Here is an 18,642-nt window from a genome sequence, read left to right as displayed (position 1 = left end):
AAACAAATGAAGGAATATATAATGTCTCGTGTATTTAAAGCATCTGCTGGAATCGCACAAGGTATTTTCGTATCCCTTGGAATTGGTTTACTGATCGAAAATATAGGAAGAATTGTTGATATACCATTACTTATTACAATCGGAGTTGTTGCAAAATCACTAATGGCACCGGCAATTGGTGCCGGAATTGCTTTTATGCTCGGTGCAAACGGTCTTGTAATCTTCTCAGCGATGGTAGCCGGAGCAATTGGTGCTGGATCCATTTCAATTACTGAAGCTGGTCTAATTATTAAAACAGGTGAGCCGATCGGTGCATTATTAACAGCAACTTTAGCTGTATATATTGGTAAACGTTTAAGCGGAAAAACTGCGTTAGATATGATGCTCGTTCCATTTGCAGCAATATTAGGTTCTGGTTTAGTTGGTATTTGGTTATCTCATAATATTACTCCTGTTTTAAATGCAGTTGGAGCGTTTATTAAAGATAGCTCAGCTGGTAGTCCGTTTATTGCTTCTATCGTCATTGCAGTAGTTTGGGGGCTATTACTTATCTCTCCAGCTTCATCAGCTGCGTTAGCAATTGCACTTAGCTTAGACGGTGTTGCAGGTGGTGCTGCTCTTGCCGGATGCGTCGCTCAGTTTATCGGATTCTCTGTCATCTCAGCGAAAGAAAATAATTTAGGTGGCATATTAGCTCAAGCACTTTGTACTCCGAAAGTACAGTTACCAAATATCACTAAAAATCCAATGATTCTCGTCCCAACTGTCGTTGCCAGTGCTATAGTCGGTCCAGTATCCGCATTAATTTTCCAACTGGAAGCAGGAAAGGAAATTGCAGGTCTTGGATTAAGTTCTCTTATCGCACCAATTAATTTAATTTCCAGCCAAGGATGGGAAGTTCTCCCGGCGATGGTAATTACTTATATCGTCATTCCAGTAGCTGTTTCTTATATACTTTACATTGCTCTTAAAAAAGCAGGTCGTATTCACTCTGGTGATATGACTGTACCGCAATCTTAAGTTGAAAATCTCCTTAATAATATATAAAAGCAGACTGAGAAGCCACAGTCTGCTTTTTTGTCATGCTACATTCTATGATTTTGTTTTACTGGAACTCTTATTGGTTCTTTGGCCAATAAGAGCTGAACGCCGAAGTAAAGTATACTTGCAAGCGTCATTCCAGAAATGGCATCTACAAAGGCATGCTGCTTCGTAAATAGCGTTGATAAAATAATAAGTGTACCGAAGAAAGTAAGGATGTAATATTCAAAAGCATGCTGTTCTCTACGCTTAAAGGCAGCTAACATAATTACAAATGTAGTAAGAACGTGAATGCTAGGGAAACAGTTTACTGGCTGGTCGATACTATAAATATAGCGAACTAGTTCAGAAAATACATCTGTTCCAACGACAGTCGGACGCGGTACAGTTGTTTGCCAAAAATAATAAATAGAAAAACAAGCAAGCTTTCCAAAAATAACACTACTTAAAGTGACATAATATTGCTTTCGGTCAGCAAAGCAGTAATAAATAAGTGCGCCGTATAAGTATGGAAACCAAAGTAAATAAGGAATAATAAATGCTTTTACAAATGGAATCCAATCATCTACTACAGTTGTAACGTCTACTGCGTGAACAGTCGATTTATTTAATACGTCGTAAAGGGGACTTACGAGCACGAGTAGAAGTATATAACTTAACGGAAGAAAAGATGAAAGTTTAAATTTCTTCATGTTGATCTCCTATGTTTAGTAATGTAAGTAAATTCAATTGATTATAATATAGAAACGTGAATTGGGCTATCGATTTTACTTACATTTTCTTGAATTAACCTTACGTTTTTGTCACTTGACTAAAAAGAAGGAGAGGGTGCTAAATGAAGCGTTTATCGTATTTCTTATTTTTTATATTGATATGCCTAGTAGGTGCTGGGTGTGCAAAGGATAAAGCAGGAGAGAAATTAGAATATAACGGAAGAGCACTCGTAATTGGAGTTGTTGGAGAAAAGCCGAAAGATACGTTTAGGAATGTAAAGTTTGAAGAAATGAAGTTAGAGGAACTGGAAAAGAAATCTAAGGAAGTGGATGGTTTTCTAATAATGAAAGATCACTTTCAAGAAGCCTCAACAGAGCAGTATAAAAATGTATTTTCATCGCTAAAGAAACCAGTGTTTTTTATCGGTTTACAAGATAAATCATATTCAATTTTTATTACAAAAGGAATAGAGTATAACAGTGCACGAAAAGATGTAAATGCTATGTATACGCAAGGCTTTGCAAATATCGGAAGTGGTGAAGGGCAACAATGGGCAATTGGTTTATCTAATGGTGGAAATACAGAAGAAAGTATTCATAATATGTATATCGTCGTATTTCAAACCATCGCAGATTATTTGAATAGATGATGAGGGAGCCTGTAAACGAGGCTTCTTATTTTTTTAAACAAACGTTTGTTTAAGCTGTATGTTCGGTAGGAAGAAACTGATGTAACTCAATGGTTAAGAAAGAAAAATGGAGAATTAATCAAACGTTTGTTTAAGCTGTATGTTCGGTAGGAAGAAACTCCTGTAGTTCAAAGGTTAAGAAAGAAAAATGGAGAATTAATCAAACGCTTGTTTAAGATATATGTTTGGTGCAGAATCTAAAAAATTTATATATTTATTTTTTTCTTAACAAATGGCGGAAAAATAAGAAAAATTCGCAGGATTATTAAAAATTATCACGAAATAAGTAAAAGTTTAGCGAATAATGGTTTGAAATAATAAAACGTTTTCTATATGATAAAGGTAAAGGTTAGTAAAAAAGTAGGTGAATTTATGACAGTAACATTTTATTCATATCCAAAGTGTGGCACATGTCAAAAGGCAAAGAAATGGTTTGAGGCAAACGATGTAGCATATGAGATGATTCATATTGTTGAAAATCCACCATCAAAAGAAGATTTACGTAATTTACATGAAAAAAGTGAATTACCATTAAAAAAATTCTTTAATACAAGTGGAATGCGTTACCGTGAACTTGGTCTAAAAGATAAGTTGAAAGATGCAAGCGAAGACGAAATGTATGAGCTTTTAGCATCTGATGGCATGTTGATTAAACGTCCAATTGTAACAGATGGAACGAATGTAACACTTGGTTTTAACGAAGAGCAGTTTGAAAGTGTGTGGAAAAAGTACCAATAAGGTATTTTTACATAATTAATACATTCACTGGAGGTACAGTCATGAGCATTCCAAATAATTTACGTTACTCTGAAGAACACGAATGGGTAAAAACTGAAGGTAATGAAGTTGTTATCGGTATCACTCACTTTGCACAAGGTGAGCTAGGCGATATCGTATTCGTTGAACTTCCTGAAGTAGGTGCAACAATCGAAGCTGACGAGCCATTCGGAAGCGTAGAATCTGTTAAAACAGTTTCTGAGTTATACGCACCTGTAAGCGGTAAAGTTGTAGCAGTAAACGAAGAATTAAGTGACCAACCAGAACTTGTTAACGAATCTCCATACGAGGGTGCATGGATGGTTAAAGTTGAACTTTCTGATGCAAGCCAAGTTGAGAAGTTATTAACTGCAGAAAAATATGCAGAAATGACAAACCAAGACTAATTATAGTCGACTAAAGGACAGCCTTTGTGCTGTCCTTTTTTATTTTGTGTGAAATAATGAAATTCAAGTTATATGTAAATAAATAAGCTATTATGAGAAAAACTGTTTTGTGGTAAGGTTTCATAAGTCTTCACAATTTAAACGAGCCGCTTGCGCTTTTCATTGTCCAGCTCCACCTCCTAGCCCTTCATGTCTAAGAACCCTCCGCACAAGAAGACAAAAAGCGTCTTCTGTACGAAAGAACCTTAGCCAACAGGGCTAAACAGTCGGTTCCGCTTTTCTTTTGCAAAAATAAACAGGAAACAACATGAAAATAACGAATATACTATATACTAAGTTCAAGGTTATATAGTATATGGTGATCGGGTGATGACATATGATTTATGTAGAAAAAGTCATTATTGTAGAAGGTACATCAGATAGAAGAAAGATTGAATCTATTATTCGTGAACCGGTGGAAATTGTTTGTACAAATGGTACAATTGGTTTGTCGAAAATGGATGAGCTCGTTGATCAGTTTTTTGATAAGGAAGTGTATGTGCTAGTGGATGCTGATGATGCTGGAGAAAAGTTAAGGAAACAATTTCGAAAAGAATTTCCGCAAGCCGAGCATATCTATATTGATCGCTCGTACCGAGAAGTGGCAACTGCGCCATCTACACACTTAGCAAATGTATTATGGGGAGCCGACATTGACGTTTATACAGAATATTTACGGTAAGGAATGATAGAAGTGATTGATTGGACAGGAGCCGAAGCTACAGCCCTAATAGAGAACGAAGAAAAAACAGTATTATATGTATATACTCCAATGTGTGGAACATGCCAATTAGCAAAAAAGATGTTAACAGTCGTTGAGATGACAATTGAAGGCCTCAAAATTGGGATGTTAGATTTAAATTATGCTCCGTATTTAGCGAAAGAGTATGGGATTGAAAGTGTACCTTGTTTACTTGTTTTTGAAAATGGGACACTGATGAAGAAGATATACGCATTTCATTCGGTTGAATATTTATATACGGAATTAAAGTAGGCGGCAAAATTTTTGCCGCCTCGACATATTTCTTGGGAAATATGTCGAGATGCAGGGTGGATACAGTATTTGTCGAGCGAAAATAACAGGATTGTTCTTTAGTGAGAGGGAATGGTATGTAATAGAAAGTGATATGAAGGATGTGATTTAGGGTGAGATTATATTCTTTGCTTCAATCATTTGTAAATTACGCTAATGGTCAATATCATTTAGAACCGCTTTTAAGACAAGAAGAAAAAACTGTTAATTTTCGCTTTGGAGATGAAAGTTGTTCGTTACAAATTTCAAGAGATTATATAGAGCTGGTACATGAGGAAAGAGGAACGGAACAAATCATTTGCTTAGATGAAAAGGATATAGAACAATTGGTGAATGGAAATGTACGATTGCAAATGTTAATGAACGATGGACGTGTACAATATTCAGGAACGTACCGAACGATGTTATTAGTGGAATCGATGTTTCATATATGTAAACCGATGTCAGTAGGTGCTTAAAATTCTGAAGTTTCATTTTTTGCGAAAATTTCTGTTGACATGGTGAGTGTATATTGATACAATTCAAGTCATAAAATATAGACAATTTCATAAATTTCAAATCAGACGAAAATTGAATCTGATTTCTCTTATCAAGAGAGGTGGAGGGACTGTGCCCTGTGAAGCCCGGCAACCGTCAACTTATGTTGAAATGGTGCCAATTCCTGCAAAGCGAATGCTTTGAGAGATGAGAGAGAGGGATAATGTTGTTATATACGCATATAAACCTTTCTGCTTCTCTAAAGCAGAAAGGTTTTTTTATTGTTTGAATGTGGAGGACATTCAAATAATAAAAGTAATGATAACAGTGGACTACACGCATTAAAAATAAAAAATTGCGGAGTCGATCCAAACAAAAAAGGGGTGAACATCATGATTCTATTAGAGAACGTAAAGAAAATATATAAGGCGAAAAGCGGTGATGTCACTGCTGTAGATAACGCCAATTTAAAAATAGAAAAAGGCGAAATATTTGGTGTTATTGGATATAGCGGCGCTGGAAAAAGTTCGTTAATCAGATTGTTTAATCAGTTAGAGAAACCGACTTCTGGCCAAATTACAATTGCGAATCGTGTTATATCAGCAATTACAGGAAGTGAACTTCGTAAGGCAAGACAAGAAATCGGAATGATTTTTCAACACTTCAACTTACTTTGGTCACGAACTGTACGTGAAAATATTGAGTTTCCACTTGAAATTGCAGGTGTTGATAAAGCGAAGAGAAGAAAACGTGTTGATGAATTAATTCATCTTGTTGGATTAGAAGGAAGAGGAGACGCGTACCCATCTCAGCTGAGTGGAGGACAAAAGCAACGCGTCGGGATTGCAAGAGCATTAGCTAACAATCCACAAGTGCTTTTATGTGATGAAGCAACGTCAGCTCTTGATCCGGAAACGACAGATCAAATTTTGGATTTACTATTAGACATTAATAAGCGCCTTGGTTTAACAATTGTACTCATTACACATGAGATGCACGTGATTCGAAAGATATGTAACCGAGTAGCGGTAATGGAGAGAGGAAAGATTGTAGAAACAGGTCCAGTACTTGATGTATTCCGTAATCCGAAGCAAGATATTACGAAACGATTTGTACAGCAGTTAACAGATTCTGAAGATACAAATGAAACGATTGAAAATTTAATTGAAAAATATCCAGATGGAAAAGTAATTCGTTTGCAGTTTATCGGTGAGGCTGTAGAAAGACCAGTGCTTCAACGATTAATGCAACGCAGTGATATAGAAGTTAGCATTTTGCAAGGAAATATTGCACAAACGAATAACGGTTCTTACGGTAGTTTAGTTGTTCATTTAAATGGTGAGGAAACAGCGATCCAGCAAGCAATAGAAGGAATTCATCAAGATCAAGTAGAGCTGGAGGTGATTGCACATGGATAAGTTACTCGCAAATGTTGATTGGAATCAAATGTTAGAAGCAACTGGTGAAACGTTATATATGACGGCAATCGCAGCTCTTGCGACATTTGTTTTAGGACTAATTTTAGGATTGTTACTCTTCATGACAGCAAAAGATAATTTATGGGAAAATAAATCAATTAATACGGTGATTGGAGCATTCGTAAATATATTCCGCTCTATACCGTTCATCATTTTAATTATTTTATTAATCCCATTTACAAAGATTCTTCTTGGAACAATTCTTGGAGCAAGTGCAGCTCTGCCGGCTTTAATTATTGGAGCCGCACCATTCTACGCGAGAATGGTTGAAATTGCACTTCGCGAAATTGATAAAGGTGTAATTGAAGCTTCAAAAGCAATGGGAGCAAAAACAAGCACAATTATTTTGAAAGTGTTAATTCCAGAATCATTACCAGCATTAGTATCTGGTATTACGGTTACGACAATTGCTTTAGTAGGCTATACAGCAATGGCGGGAGTTGTTGGTGCTGGTGGCCTTGGAACACTTGCTTACTTAGAAGGATTCCAGAGAGGGAATAACGATGTAACAATCGTTGCGACAATTTGTGTATTACTAGTTGTATTTTTAATTCAGTGGATTGGTGATAGTTTAACGACTCGAATAGATAAACGATAATAAAAACGGGAGGATATTTTAAATGAAAAGATTATTACTTACGGCACTTATTTCAACTTCAATTTTTGGGTTAGCTGCTTGTGGCGGGAAAGATAAAGATGAAAAGAAACTTGTTGTTGGTGCTTCTAACGTACCGCATGCTGAAATTTTAGAAAAAGCAAAACCGTTACTTGAGAAAAAAGGAATTGAATTAGAAGTGAAAAAATTCCAAGATTACGTGTTGCCAAATAAATCGTTAGCGGATAAGGAATTAGATGCAAACTATTTCCAGCACATTCCGTATTTAGAAAAAGAAATTAAAGATAAAAAATATGATTTTGAAATAGCAGGGAAAATTCATATTGAACCAATTGGTGTATATTCTCAAAAATATAAGAGTTTAAAAGAACTTCCAGACGGGGCGACAATTATTATGAGTAATTCCGTTACTGACCATGGACGTGGTTTAGCAATTTTACAAAAAGAAGGCATTTTAAAAATTAAAGACGGAGTAGATCCAGTTAGTGCAACTCCAAAAGATATTGCAGATAATCCGAAACACTTAAAATTCAAAACGGATATTGAGCCTGGTTTGTTGCCACAAGTGTATAACAATAAAGAAGGCGACGCTGTTTTAATTAACTCGAACTATGCAATTGATGCGAAATTAAACCCAGAAAAAGATGCAATTGCAATTGAAGGCGATGATTCTCCATACGCAAACGTACTAGTGGTTCGTAAAGGTGATAAAGATAAAAAAGCGATTAAAGAGCTTGTAGAAGTATTACATTCTAAAGAAATTAAAGACTTTATTACTAAAGAATATAAAGGTGCAGTTGTTCCTGTAAAAGAATAATTGCTGAAAAAGGGCTGGTGTATGCCGGTCCTTTTTTACTACATAACTATAGGGAGAAGGGGACGTCATATGAAAAAGATTCTATTGTCAGTTGTTACAGCATTATCTGTATTTACATTAGCTGCTTGCGGAGGGAAGGAAGAGAATAAGCTTGTTGTGGGAGCCTCTAACGTGCCGCACGCTGTTATTTTAGAAAAGGCACAGCCGATATTAGAGAAAAAAGGCATTAAGTTAGAGATTAAAAAGTTTCAGGATTATGTACTGCCAAATAAAGCGTTAGCGGATAAAGAAATTGATGCGAACTACTTCCAGCATATTCCGTACTTAGATAAAGAAATTCAAGAAAAGGGATATAAAATTGTAAACGCAGGAAAAATCCATTTAGAGCCGATGGGTATTTATTCTAAGAAGTATAAAAGCTTAAAAGACTTACCAGATGGCGGGACAGTGATTATGAGTAATAACGTAGCGGAGCGTGGCCGTATGCTAGCACTGTTACAAAAAGGCGGCGTTATTAAATTAAAAGACGGAGTAGATGTTGTTAAGGCAACAGTAAAAGATGTAGTCGAAAATCCGAAAAACTTAAAGTTTAAAACAGATGTAGAGCCTGGATTGTCACCAAAGCTGTATGAAAATAATGAAGGTGATGCTTTATTTATTAATTCAAACTATGCAATTGATGCAAAATTAAATCCAACAAAGGATGCAATTGCGATTGAAGGAGCAGACTCTCCGTATGCAAACATCATTGCAGTTCGTAAAGGTGATGAGAAGAAAAAAGAAATTAAAGAGCTAGTAGAAGTGCTACATTCAAAAGAAATTCAAGATTTTATTAATAAAGAATATAAAGGTGCTGTACTTCCAGTAAGTGAATAAATATAAGGAAAGGGCTGGAAAATTACCAGTCCTTTTTTCTTTATATAAATAAGAAGAAAGGTGTATCATAGAAAGATGTGAAGGAAATACTTATATACATTTGTGAAAAAACGGTTACTTTTTTTCGTCGTTTGCGATATCATTTTATTTGATATAAAATTAGAATGAGAATAAAATGAGAATATGAACGTTTTAGGAATTTTTAAAATGTATATATAGGATTAATGGAGGTATTGAGATGGCTGGTTCTACATTAACGGTTAAAGACTTACACGTATCAATTGATGGCAAAGAAATTTTAAAGGGTGTAAACCTTGAAGTAAAAGGTGGAGAAATCCACGCAATTATGGGACCTAACGGAACAGGTAAATCAACTTTATCTTCTGCAATTATGGGTCACCCAAAGTATGAAGTAACAGAAGGTAGCATCATCATCGACGGTGAAGATGTATTAGAAATGGAAGTAGACGAGCGCGCACAAGCAGGTCTATTCCTAGCAATGCAATATCCAAGTGAAATTAGCGGAGTAACAAACGCTGACTTCTTACGTTCTGCAATTAACGCACGTCGTGAAGAAGGCGATGAAATTTCTCTTATGAAATTTATCCGTACATTAGATAAAAACATGGAATTCCTAGAAATGGATCCAGAAATGGCACAACGTTACTTAAACGAAGGTTTCTCTGGTGGAGAGAAAAAACGTAATGAAATCCTTCAATTAATGATGATTGAGCCAAAAATCGCAATCTTAGATGAAATCGACTCAGGTCTTGATATCGATGCATTAAAAGTTGTATCTAAAGGTATTAACGAAATGCGCGGCGAAGAGTTCGGTTGCCTAATGATTACGCATTACCAACGTTTATTAAACTACATCACTCCAGACTTCGTTCACGTTATGATGAACGGTCGTATCGTTAAATCTGGTGGCCCTGAGCTTGCACAACGTCTAGAAGCTGAAGGTTACGACTGGATTAAAAAAGAATTAGGTATTGAAGACGAAACAACAGAGCAAGAAGCGTAAGAGAGGAGCATAAACATGACAATCGGTACATTACCTTTCGATCAAGAAACAATCCGTCAACGCGCAAGCGAAGTAAACGAAGCTGCTTGGTTGACTGAGTTCCGCTTACAAGCTCTTGCACAAGCAACTGAACTTCCAATGCCAACGCCTGATAAAACGAAAATTGACAAATGGGACTTTATCGGAAAAGGCGACGCTGCTAAGCAAGAGCCTGTAAGTTCTTTAACTGAACTTCCAGAAGCAGTGAAAAACTTAATCGATGAAAATAACAGCGTATTAGTACAACGCACTGGTACAACTGCATTCGTTTCTTTAGCAGACGAAGCAAAAGAAAAAGGTGTTATTTTTACAGACATCGTAACAGCAGCAACTGAGCATGCTGAACTAGTACAAAAGTACTTAATGAAAGACGGCGTGAAAGTAGACGAGCATCGTCTAACTGCACTTCATGCTGCATTAATCAACGGTGGTGCATTCGTATATGTTCCGAAAAACGTTGTTCTTGAAACTCCACTTCAAGCTGTATTCTTAGTAGACGGCGAAGAAGCTAACGTATATAACCACGTACTATTCGTAGCTGATGCGAACAGTACTGCAACTTATGTAGAAAACTATGTTGCAAATGAAAATGCTAAAGGTATTGCAAATATCGTAGCAGAAGTAATCGTGGAACAAGGCGCACAAGTGAAATTCGGTGCGGTTGATCTATTAGCAAAAGACGTAACAACTTACGTTAACCGCCGCGGCGTTGTAGGACGCGACGGCCGTATTGATTGGGCTCTAGGCCTTATGAATGACGGAAACACAATTTCAGAGAACGTTACGAACTTAATGGGCGACGGTTCATATGCTGATACGAAAACAGTAACAATTGGCCGTGGTAACCAAACACAAAACTTTACAACTAAAGTTGTTCACTTCGGTAAACATTCTGAAGGTTGGATTTTAAAACACGGTGTACAAAAAGATAGTGCAACATCTATCTTTAACGGAATTGGTAAGATTGAACACGGTGCATCTAAATCAAATGCACAACAATCTTCTCGCGTTCTTATGTTAGATGAAAAAGCTCGCGGTGATGCAAACCCAATTCTTTTAATCGACGAAGATGATGTAATGGCAGGTCACGCAGCTTCAGTAGGTCGCGTAGATCCAGTCCAACTATACTACTTGATGAGCCGTGGTATTCCAAAACGCGAAGCAGAACGTTTAGTCATCCATGGATTCTTAGCACCTGTAGTTAATGAGCTTCCAATTGAAGGAGTAAAGGCACAGCTTGTTGAGGTAATTGAAAGGAAAGTTCGCTAATGAATATTCATGAAATACGCAAACAGTTTCCAATTCTTGATCAAAAAGTGAACGGCAAACAACTTGTTTATTTCGATAGTGCAGCAACTTCTCAAAAACCAATTCAAGTCATTGAAACGTTAGAACATTACTATAAAGAATATAATTCTAACGTGCATCGCGGTGTTCATACGCTCGGTACGAAAGCTACCGACGCGTATGAAGGTGCACGTGAGAAAGTTCGCAAGTTTATCAATGCGAAATCAATGGAAGAGATTATTTTCACGCGCGGAACGACAACTGCATTAAATACAGTAGCGGCTAGCTATGGTCTTGAAAATGTAAAAGAGGGCGATGAAATCGTTATTTCTTACATGGAGCACCATAGTAATATCATTCCGTGGCAACAAGTTGCGAAGAAAACTGGTGCAACTTTAAAATATCTTCCGCTTCAACCAGATGGGACAATTTCAATAGAAGATGCTCGTCAAACAATTACACCGAATACAAAAATCGTTTCTATCATGTATGTTTCTAACGTACTTGGAACGATTAACCCTGTAAAAGAAATCGGAGCAATTGCACACGAAAATGGCGCAATTATGGTCGTTGACGGTGCACAAAGTACACCTCACATGAAAGTAGATGTACAAGATTTAAACTGTGATTTCTACGCATTATCTGCTCATAAGATGTGTGGCCCTACAGGTATCGGCGTATTATATGGTAAAAAAGAATTGCTAAACAATATGGAGCCAATTGAATTTGGTGGTGAAATGATTGATTTCGTAGATTTACAAGAATCTACTTGGAAAGAGCTTCCGTGGAAGTTTGAAGCAGGTACACCGATTATCGGTAATGCAATCGGACTTGGTGCGGCAATTGATTTCCTAGAAGAAATCGGTCTTGATAATATTGAAAAGCATGAGCATGAATTAGCGCAATACGCTTTAGAAAGACTATCAGAAGTAGATGGCGTTACAATTTATGGTCCAAAGCATCGCGCTGGTCTTGTTACATTTAATATTGAAGACGTACATCCTCACGATGTAGCGACTGTATTAGATGTAGAAGGCATTGCAGTTCGCGCAGGACATCACTGTGCACAACCGCTTATGAAGTGGCTAAAAGCTTCTTCAACAGCACGTGCGAGCTTCTATTTATATAATACAAAAGAAGAAATTGATACATTTGTTGACTCGCTAATCAAGACAAAGGAGTATTTCACAAATGTCATTTAATAATTTAGATACGTTATATCGTCAAGTTATTATGGATCATTATAAAAATCCTCGTAACCATGGCGTATTAGAAGATAGTGTTACCGTTAACTTGAACAATCCAACTTGCGGCGATCGTATTCAACTTACGATGAAAGTAGAAGAAGGTATTGTGCAAGAGGCGAAGTTTGAAGGCGAAGGATGTTCAATCTCAATGTCTTCAGCTTCAATGATGACACAAGCAGTAAAAGGTAAGAAAATTGAAGAAGCACTTCAGCTTTCGAAAATTTTCTCTGACATGATGCTAGGAAAAGAGTACGATGACAGCATCGATTTAGGAGATATTGAAGCATTACAAGGCGTATGCAAGTTCCCTGCACGTATTAAATGTGCAACATTAGCGTGGAAAGCGTTAGAAAAGGGCTTAAACGAAGATAAGTAATGTTAAAGGTTCCTAAAAACGAGGTTATCTAAGGAGGGACACACCAACATGGCGAAGCAACTGCCAGATATCGGCGATTATAAATATGGTTTCAAAGACAAAGACGTTTCGATTTTCCGTGCTGGACGCGGTTTAACAAAAGAAATCGTTGAAGAAATTTCACGTATGAAAGAAGAACCACAGTGGATGTTAGACTTCCGTTTAAAATCACTGGATAAGTTCTACGAAATGCCAATGCCACAATGGGGCGGCGACTTAAACGACTTAGATTTCGATGAAATTACGTACTACGTAAAACCATCTGAGAAATCTGAGAAGTCTTGGGATGAAGTACCTGATGAAATTAAAGCAACATTTGATAAATTAGGTATTCCAGAAGCTGAGCAAAAATATTTAGCTGGTGTATCTGCACAGTACGAATCTGAAGTTGTATACCACAACATGAAAGAAGACCTAGAAGCTCTAGGAATCGTCTTCAAAGATACAGATAGCGCATTAAAAGAGAACGAAGATATTTTCCGTGAACATTTCGGAAAAGTAATCCCACCAACAGACAACAAATTCTCTGCATTAAACTCTGCAGTTTGGTCTGGTGGATCATTCATCTACGTTCCAAAAGGTGTTAAAGTTGATACACCACTTCAAGCGTATTTCCGTATTAACTCTGAAAATATGGGACAATTCGAACGTACGCTTATCATTGTAGACGAAGGCGCACACGTACACTACGTAGAAGGTTGTACAGCACCTGTTTACACTACTAACTCACTTCACAGTGCGGTAGTAGAAATCATCATTAAAAAAGATGCTTATTGCCGTTATACAACAATCCAAAACTGGGCGAACAACGTATACAACCTAGTTACAAAACGTGCGGTTTGTGAAGAAAACGCAACGATGGAATGGATTGACGGTAACATCGGATCTAAATTAACGATGAAATACCCAGCAGTTATCTTAAAAGGCGAAGGCGCTCGTGGTTTAACATTATCTATCGCGATTGCTGGTAAAGGCCAACACCAAGATGCTGGTGCGAAAATGATTCACTTAGCACCAAACACGTCTTCAACAATCGTTTCTAAATCGATTGCGAAGCATGGTGGTAAAGTAACTTACCGTGGTATCGTACACTTCGGACCAAAAGCGAAAAACTCTCGCTCTAACATCGAGTGTGACACGTTAATCATGGATAACCAATCTACATCTGATACAATTCCTTACAACGAAATCAAAAACGATTACGTTTCACTTGAGCACGAAGCGAAAGTATCTAAAGTATCAGAAGAACAATTATTCTACCTAATGAGCCGTGGTATTTCTGAGCAAGAAGCTACAGAAATGATCGTAATGGGCTTCATTGAACCATTCACTCGCGAACTTCCAATGGAATACGCAGTTGAAATGAACCGCCTAATCAAGTTTGAGATGGAAGGTTCTATTGGTTAAATAGAAATGCGGAGCCGACTGTTCAGACCCGTTGACTAAGGTTCTTTCGCACAGAAGATGCTTTTTATCTTCTCGTGCGGAAGGTTCTTAGACATGAGGGTCTAGGAGGCGAAGCTGGACAATATATGTATGAAGAAAGCGTCCTGCTGTGCAGGGCGCTTTTTTGTTTTGCGGATTTGTCTTGGCTTGGGAGAGGATACCCAGGTAGGTTTCCAGCTAAATATATCAGCGATTTTTCAAATATATCGACCATAACTCGGAATATATCAGCGATTATTTCAATATATCAATGTTTCGACAAGGAATATCGATTTGTCGACAAGATAAGACAAAAGAAAATCCTCACATACCCCAAACATTTTATAAGAACAGAGAACGACTAGGTTTAAGACAAAGATACTGACAAATCCACTTGAACAACCACCCACTGAATTTTCTATTAAACTTTTTGACAAATCCACCCCTCCCTCCACTATCTGGAATTCTTTCCTGCATTAGCAAAAGTTTCTAATATAAAAAGGACAATCTTTTGCTTTTTCTCACAATGCGAGTACAATGTAAAATAGCAAGAAAAGACGAAAAGTATTTACAGGATTATTGTGTGCGCATAGCGTAAATGGCAGTAAGGAACTGAGAGGAGGTTTTTTCTCTGAATACAAATAAAGAAACAATCATCCACCTTTATCATACAAACGATATACATAGTCATTTTGAAAATTGGCCGCAAATTTCTCGGTTTGTTCTAGGGGAGAAAAAGCGAAGACAGGAAGCGGGAGAGACTGTTTTGACGGTTGATATCGGCGATCATGTGGATCGTTTTCATAGTATTTCGGAAGCGACGAATGGACTTGGGAATACGAAGCTTTTGAATGAGGCGTTATATGATTATGTAACGATCGGAAATAATGAAGGAATTACGTTAGCGAAGGAGCATTTGAATCGGCTCTATGATGATGCTGGATTTGAAATACTTGTCGCAAATTTATTTGAAAAAGAAGGGGTACGTCCGTCATGGGCAAGGCCTTATAAATTGCATACAACGACGGATGGGATTACCATTGCTTTTATCGGATTAACGGTAGCTTATCCAGAGTTTTATCAGATGCTCGATTGGCATATTGAAGATCCCATTATTCATTTAGAGTCTATTTTAGAAGAAGTGAAAGATGAGGCTCATATTACGGTTGTCCTTTCTCACCTTGGAAAAAGTATGGATGAGTATATGGCAGAGCATTATGATATAGATGTTATTTTAGGAGCACATACGCATCATTTATTTGAGCGTGGTATTCTACTGAATAATACTTTACTTTGTTGTTGTGAAAAGTGGGGGCGTTACGTTGGTCACGTACAGCTTACTGTGGATATAGAGATGAAGAAATTGCTGAAAAAAGACGGTAGAGCGATTAAGACGGAACGTTTAGGTGCTTATAGCGAGCCGTTATCCACAATTGAAATACTGCAGGAAGAAAGTGAGCATATAATGGCAGAGTCTGTCGTTCATTTAAAAGAGTCATTACCGGTTGATTGGTTTCATGAGACGCCGTTTTCTCACATGTTAGCAAGTGCGCTGAAAACATGGTGCAATGCAGAGATTGGCATGGTGAACGCTGGTGTACTTCTTGAAGGGTTAGAAGAGGGTGTTGTAACGCGCGGAGATATTCACAGAATTTGTCCACATCCAATTAATCCGTGTGCTTTGAAAGTTCCAGGAAAGATATTAAGAGAAGTTATTTTGAAAGCACGTAAGCCGAATATGGAGAATCTTGAGGTGAAAGGATTCGGATTTCGGGGAAAAGTGATGGGGAAAATGATTTACGCTGGTGTAGAAGTCATTCCAGATACGATTCCCGGGAATAAAATTTTACTCGAAGATGTATTAATTAACGGGGAATCGCTGGAATTAGATCGTATATATACAGTAGGAACGATTGATATGTTTACATTTGGCTACTTATACCCAGAGCTATCCACACTTTCTGACAAACAATATTATATGCCAGAACTACTTAGAGATGTGTTAACAGATATGTTAATAACTTATACATCTTCCGTTAAACTATAGGCTAGTTAACTTGTAACACTCATTTTTCTCTTGTCATACAGATAAGAAAGAGAGGAGTGTGAACTATGGTTAATGTGGAGCCAATTATAATTGATAATTATACGTTTATTGCAGTTAGCGTGAAACTTCCAAAGACGAATTTGCTAGCTGTAATGAGCGATAAAGGATATATTATGTGTGGTGCATTAGATGTAGGTCTTTTAAATGAGAAGTTAGGTGATCGAGGAATTATTGCTGGCCGTGCGGTTGGTGTAAGAACGATTGAACAACTTCTTGAAGCGCCACTAGAATCGGTAACGACTGGAGCTGAAGCATTAGGCATTCCAGCAGGTACGATTGGAAAAGAAGCATTATTAAAAATGAGATAAGCATATATCGTCCCTCCTTCTTGCATAGAAATGATATAAGAAGGAGGTTTTTTTATGAGTATATTTCGCTCGAAAAACTCGCGGTTTCGAAGGGGACCTATTGCCTTTCGGTATATACTGCTTATGTCGTTTATTCTTTTTGTTATATTACTTACGCAAGGGTTGTGGATTGTGAATAATAATATTCAACCGACCTTAATTAAATATGGGGAAGTAGAGACACATAAAATGGCGACGGCAATTATGACGAAGGCAGTAAAGGATCGAATTAATGAAGGATTCGATGTAGATTCATTAATGAAAGTACAGAATGATAAAAACGGAAAAGTATCCACAATTAATTTAAATACAAAGCAAGTAAATGAAATCGTAACATCAACGACCACGTACATAGAAAAATATTTACAGCAAGTAGAACAAGGGAAGTTGAAGGAGCTAGGTATTTCTGAAAAAAACGGCGCGACTATGGCAGTTCCTTTTGGGCGTGTAACTGATAATGCACTTCTTGGTAATATAGGACCAGATATTCCGATTCATTTCACGCCAGTTGGACATGTGAATACAGATATTAAACAAAAAATTGAGCCGCATGGGATTAATACTACAGCGATTCAAATTGTTATGGAAATGGAAGTAACATTGCAAGTGATTATTCCATTTCATACGAAAGAGATAAAGGTGAAACAAAATGTTCCGATTGCGACGCGTATCGTTCAAGGGGAAGTGCCTACGTATTATGGAAGCGGAAGTGTTGCTGTACCTGATAAAAAGAAAACAGATAGTTAGTTGTAAATAAAGTGAAACCCGGCTCAGTCAGACTTTTACTGGATAAAAAATAACCGTAGCAATGCAGCTACGGTTATCGTTTTGTATTTGCTCGTTCTTTGCGCTCCCAAAGGCTTAAATGCATGTATGGATCGAAGGCCCATTCTGTATAGCCATTGTCTTTATACATGCCAAAATGTAAGTGGGGCGGAAATTTTCCGGCTGTACCAGGAGGTCCATAACCAGTGCTACCAACAAATCCGATTACTTTCCCTGGCTCAATAATTTGTCCAAGCTGTATTTCTTTTGAAAACCCGCCTAAATGAGCGTAATAATGGTAATTGTTATGAAGGTCGCGAATACCAATGCGCCATCCACCAAGGCGGTTCCAACCTTTCGTTTCAATAATGCCATAGCAAGTCGATCTTACTGGCACGCCATATCCGGCAAAAATATCGGTTCCTTCATGAATCCTTCTGCCGCCAAAACTTCTTCCAGCGCCGAAAGTACTACGGTAGCTATGGTCACTACGGATCGGAAGAGGAAAAGCATTTCCTTCTAAATTAATACGTCCATAATGTTTATAAATTTGGGCGTATTCGCTAATTAAATCAACTGTTTTGGCACGTCTATAATATTCCCAGAGCATAATTTTAATACGGTCTTCTGATGTTCCTTGTTTCCTTAAAATAGTCGCTGCGGTATGCAGAAGATCACGGTCGCTATTTGCATTTGCAAATCCATCTTTGTCACCATCTAAACCTATTCCGCCAAATAGAGAAATTGTATGGGGAAGAGTATCGTTACTATTAATAGGTCCAGCCCATATTTCTGGTTTGAAATAAAGGGAAATGATGGCATCTGGTTTTTTCGGAATATCTTTTCTTACGCTCCGTATATTTCTTTCATATTGATCCATTGCAGCTAAGTAATACCATGGAATGCCTGAAGACTGCTCGGTTTCTTTATATAGTGCCATGCGCTTTTCGTATATGCTTTGCTGATTATCTTCACCGTAAGCGATGTTTTGGTGGAGAAGAAAACAAATAGAAAGCAAAAGAGAAATTTTTCGAAGCATGAAAT

21 protein-coding genes and 1 riboswitch are annotated in these 18,642 nt (G+C 37.4%); of the genes, 19 read left to right on the top strand and 2 right to left on the bottom strand.

Translation table 11 applies throughout. From position 1 onward, the window contains the following. The first annotated feature begins 6 nt into the window (after window positions 1-6). Window positions 7-1,020 carry a PTS sugar transporter subunit IIC gene (locus DN407_RS24755; protein ID WP_000666172.1) on the top strand — a complete coding sequence of 338 codons (1,014 nt, stop codon included), beginning with the start codon at window positions 7-9 and terminating at the stop codon, window positions 1,018-1,020. A gap of 65 nt (window positions 1,021-1,085) precedes the next feature. Here DN407_RS24755 and DN407_RS24750 read toward each other — a convergent pair whose 3' ends face one another. After that, a complete protein-coding gene (locus tag DN407_RS24750) occupies window positions 1,086-1,733 on the bottom strand; it encodes a phosphatase PAP2 family protein (protein WP_000713771.1) in 648 nt (215 codons plus the stop codon). 143 nt (window positions 1,734-1,876) lie between these two features. On the opposite strand from DN407_RS24750, the gene DN407_RS24745 reads away from it, so the two are divergent. The 18 genes from DN407_RS24745 (at window position 1,877) to yunB (ending at window position 17,580) form a co-directional block, all read left to right on the top strand. Beyond that, entirely contained in the window at window positions 1,877-2,404 is a 528-nt protein-coding gene (locus DN407_RS24745; protein ID WP_000826869.1) for a hypothetical protein, read from the top strand. A gap of 411 nt (window positions 2,405-2,815) precedes the next feature. Continuing rightward, the gene (locus DN407_RS24740; protein ID WP_000218968.1) at window positions 2,816-3,181 is read left to right on the top strand and encodes an arsenate reductase family protein; all 366 of its coding nucleotides are present in this window, start codon (window positions 2,816-2,818) and stop codon (window positions 3,179-3,181) included. Window positions 3,182-3,222: 41 nt separating this feature from the next. Then, on the top strand, window positions 3,223-3,606 hold the full coding sequence (gcvH, locus tag DN407_RS24735) for a glycine cleavage system protein GcvH (RefSeq protein WP_000026896.1): 384 nt from the start codon (window positions 3,223-3,225) through the stop codon (window positions 3,604-3,606). Between the two features lie 376 nt (window positions 3,607-3,982). Next, window positions 3,983-4,327, top strand: coding sequence for a toprim domain-containing protein (locus DN407_RS24730; protein ID WP_000640870.1), 345 nt, complete (start codon window positions 3,983-3,985; stop codon window positions 4,325-4,327). A 3-nt stretch (window positions 4,328-4,330) separates the two neighbouring features. Beyond that, complete coding sequence (locus tag DN407_RS24725) at window positions 4,331-4,639, top strand: thioredoxin family protein (RefSeq protein WP_002062684.1); 309 nt, start codon at window positions 4,331-4,333, stop codon at window positions 4,637-4,639. 152 nt (window positions 4,640-4,791) lie between these two features. Further along, window positions 4,792-5,136, top strand: a complete 345-nt coding sequence (locus DN407_RS24720; protein WP_001242139.1) for a hypothetical protein — start codon at window positions 4,792-4,794, stop codon at window positions 5,134-5,136. 125 nt (window positions 5,137-5,261) lie between these two features. After that, window positions 5,262-5,369: riboswitch (SAM riboswitch) on the top strand. A 178-nt stretch (window positions 5,370-5,547) separates the two neighbouring features. After that, the gene (locus DN407_RS24715) at window positions 5,548-6,573 is read left to right on the top strand and encodes a methionine ABC transporter ATP-binding protein (protein WP_000601778.1); all 1,026 of its coding nucleotides are present in this window, start codon (window positions 5,548-5,550) and stop codon (window positions 6,571-6,573) included. Then, entirely contained in the window at window positions 6,566-7,231 is a 666-nt protein-coding gene (locus tag DN407_RS24710; RefSeq protein ID WP_000359401.1) for a methionine ABC transporter permease, read from the top strand. Before DN407_RS24715 ends, DN407_RS24710 begins: the two co-directional genes overlap by 8 nt. A 22-nt stretch (window positions 7,232-7,253) precedes the next feature. Further along, entirely contained in the window at window positions 7,254-8,066 is an 813-nt protein-coding gene (gene metQ / locus DN407_RS24705) for a methionine ABC transporter substrate-binding lipoprotein MetQ (protein WP_000826143.1), read from the top strand. A 69-nt stretch (window positions 8,067-8,135) separates the two neighbouring features. After that, window positions 8,136-8,942: a methionine ABC transporter substrate-binding lipoprotein MetQ gene (gene metQ, locus DN407_RS24700; RefSeq protein ID WP_000722399.1), complete on the top strand. Its 807-nt coding sequence runs from the start codon at window positions 8,136-8,138 to the stop codon at window positions 8,940-8,942. Window positions 8,943-9,180: 238 nt separating this feature from the next. Then, window positions 9,181-9,966 carry a Fe-S cluster assembly ATPase SufC gene (gene sufC / locus DN407_RS24695; protein ID WP_000929160.1) on the top strand — a complete coding sequence of 262 codons (786 nt, stop codon included), beginning with the start codon at window positions 9,181-9,183 and terminating at the stop codon, window positions 9,964-9,966. A gap of 15 nt (window positions 9,967-9,981) precedes the next feature. Continuing rightward, a complete protein-coding gene (sufD, locus tag DN407_RS24690) occupies window positions 9,982-11,274 on the top strand; it encodes a Fe-S cluster assembly protein SufD (protein WP_000152167.1) in 1,293 nt (430 codons plus the stop codon). Continuing rightward, complete coding sequence (gene sufS / locus DN407_RS24685) at window positions 11,274-12,494, top strand: cysteine desulfurase SufS (RefSeq protein ID WP_149216683.1); 1,221 nt, start codon at window positions 11,274-11,276, stop codon at window positions 12,492-12,494. Before sufD ends, sufS begins: the two co-directional genes overlap by 1 nt. Further along, a complete protein-coding gene (gene sufU, locus DN407_RS24680) occupies window positions 12,484-12,915 on the top strand; it encodes a Fe-S cluster assembly sulfur transfer protein SufU (RefSeq protein WP_000009523.1) in 432 nt (143 codons plus the stop codon). The genes sufS and sufU overlap by 11 nt, the downstream gene beginning before the upstream one ends. Window positions 12,916-12,963: 48 nt before the next feature. Then, window positions 12,964-14,361 carry a Fe-S cluster assembly protein SufB gene (gene sufB, locus DN407_RS24675; protein ID WP_001118827.1) on the top strand — a complete coding sequence of 466 codons (1,398 nt, stop codon included), beginning with the start codon at window positions 12,964-12,966 and terminating at the stop codon, window positions 14,359-14,361. Window positions 14,362-15,010: 649 nt separating this feature from the next. Then, window positions 15,011-16,426 carry a bifunctional metallophosphatase/5'-nucleotidase gene (locus tag DN407_RS24665; RefSeq protein WP_153580208.1) on the top strand — a complete coding sequence of 472 codons (1,416 nt, stop codon included), beginning with the start codon at window positions 15,011-15,013 and terminating at the stop codon, window positions 16,424-16,426. A gap of 65 nt (window positions 16,427-16,491) precedes the next feature. Then, on the top strand, window positions 16,492-16,794 hold the full coding sequence (locus tag DN407_RS24660) for a YunC family protein (RefSeq protein ID WP_000248466.1): 303 nt from the start codon (window positions 16,492-16,494) through the stop codon (window positions 16,792-16,794). Between the two features lie 54 nt (window positions 16,795-16,848). Further along, window positions 16,849-17,580 (top strand): sporulation protein YunB, encoded by a 732-nt coding sequence (yunB, locus tag DN407_RS24655; RefSeq protein ID WP_000021805.1) that lies wholly within the window; start codon window positions 16,849-16,851, stop codon window positions 17,578-17,580. 73 nt (window positions 17,581-17,653) lie between these two features. On the opposite strand, the gene DN407_RS24650 is transcribed toward yunB, so the two are convergent. Next, window positions 17,654-18,637 (bottom strand): M23 family metallopeptidase, encoded by a 984-nt coding sequence (locus tag DN407_RS24650; protein WP_000944662.1) that lies wholly within the window; start codon window positions 18,635-18,637, stop codon window positions 17,654-17,656. Window positions 18,638-18,642 lie beyond the last annotated feature (5 nt).

This window comes from Bacillus sp. JAS24-2, assembly GCF_008274905.1.
Lineage (GTDB): Bacteria > Bacillota > Bacilli > Bacillales > Bacillaceae_G > Bacillus_A > Bacillus_A cereus.
The sequence above is the reverse complement of the archived record's forward strand: the minus strand, read 5'-3'. Positions and strand labels throughout refer to the sequence as shown.

Bases quoted from the DNA above. Each gene is read 5' to 3' on its own strand.
- metQ (WP_000722399.1), top strand. From the start codon at position 8,136: ATGAAAAAGATTCTATTGTCAGTTGTTACAGCATTATCTGTATTTACA.
- DN407_RS24755 (WP_000666172.1), top strand. From the start codon at position 7: ATGAAGGAATATATAATGTCTCGTGTATTTAAAGCATCTGCTGGAATC.
- sufD (WP_000152167.1), top strand. From the start codon at position 9,982: ATGACAATCGGTACATTACCTTTCGATCAAGAAACAATCCGTCAACGC.
- sufC (WP_000929160.1), top strand. From the start codon at position 9,181: ATGGCTGGTTCTACATTAACGGTTAAAGACTTACACGTATCAATTGAT.
- DN407_RS24740 (WP_000218968.1), top strand. From the start codon at position 2,816: ATGACAGTAACATTTTATTCATATCCAAAGTGTGGCACATGTCAAAAG.
- sufS (WP_149216683.1), top strand. From the start codon at position 11,274: ATGAATATTCATGAAATACGCAAACAGTTTCCAATTCTTGATCAAAAA.
- gcvH (WP_000026896.1), top strand. From the start codon at position 3,223: ATGAGCATTCCAAATAATTTACGTTACTCTGAAGAACACGAATGGGTA.
- DN407_RS24650 (WP_000944662.1), bottom strand. From the start codon at position 18,637: ATGCTTCGAAAAATTTCTCTTTTGCTTTCTATTTGTTTTCTTCTCCAC.
- DN407_RS24715 (WP_000601778.1), top strand. From the start codon at position 5,548: ATGATTCTATTAGAGAACGTAAAGAAAATATATAAGGCGAAAAGCGGT.
- DN407_RS24730 (WP_000640870.1), top strand. From the start codon at position 3,983: ATGATTTATGTAGAAAAAGTCATTATTGTAGAAGGTACATCAGATAGA.
- sufB (WP_001118827.1), top strand. From the start codon at position 12,964: ATGGCGAAGCAACTGCCAGATATCGGCGATTATAAATATGGTTTCAAA.
- DN407_RS24710 (WP_000359401.1), top strand. From the start codon at position 6,566: ATGGATAAGTTACTCGCAAATGTTGATTGGAATCAAATGTTAGAAGCA.
- metQ (WP_000826143.1), top strand. From the start codon at position 7,254: ATGAAAAGATTATTACTTACGGCACTTATTTCAACTTCAATTTTTGGG.
- yunB (WP_000021805.1), top strand. From the start codon at position 16,849: ATGAGTATATTTCGCTCGAAAAACTCGCGGTTTCGAAGGGGACCTATT.
- DN407_RS24750 (WP_000713771.1), bottom strand. From the start codon at position 1,733: ATGAAGAAATTTAAACTTTCATCTTTTCTTCCGTTAAGTTATATACTT.
- DN407_RS24660 (WP_000248466.1), top strand. From the start codon at position 16,492: ATGGTTAATGTGGAGCCAATTATAATTGATAATTATACGTTTATTGCA.
- sufU (WP_000009523.1), top strand. From the start codon at position 12,484: ATGTCATTTAATAATTTAGATACGTTATATCGTCAAGTTATTATGGAT.
- DN407_RS24745 (WP_000826869.1), top strand. From the start codon at position 1,877: ATGAAGCGTTTATCGTATTTCTTATTTTTTATATTGATATGCCTAGTA.
- DN407_RS24725 (WP_002062684.1), top strand. From the start codon at position 4,331: ATGATAGAAGTGATTGATTGGACAGGAGCCGAAGCTACAGCCCTAATA.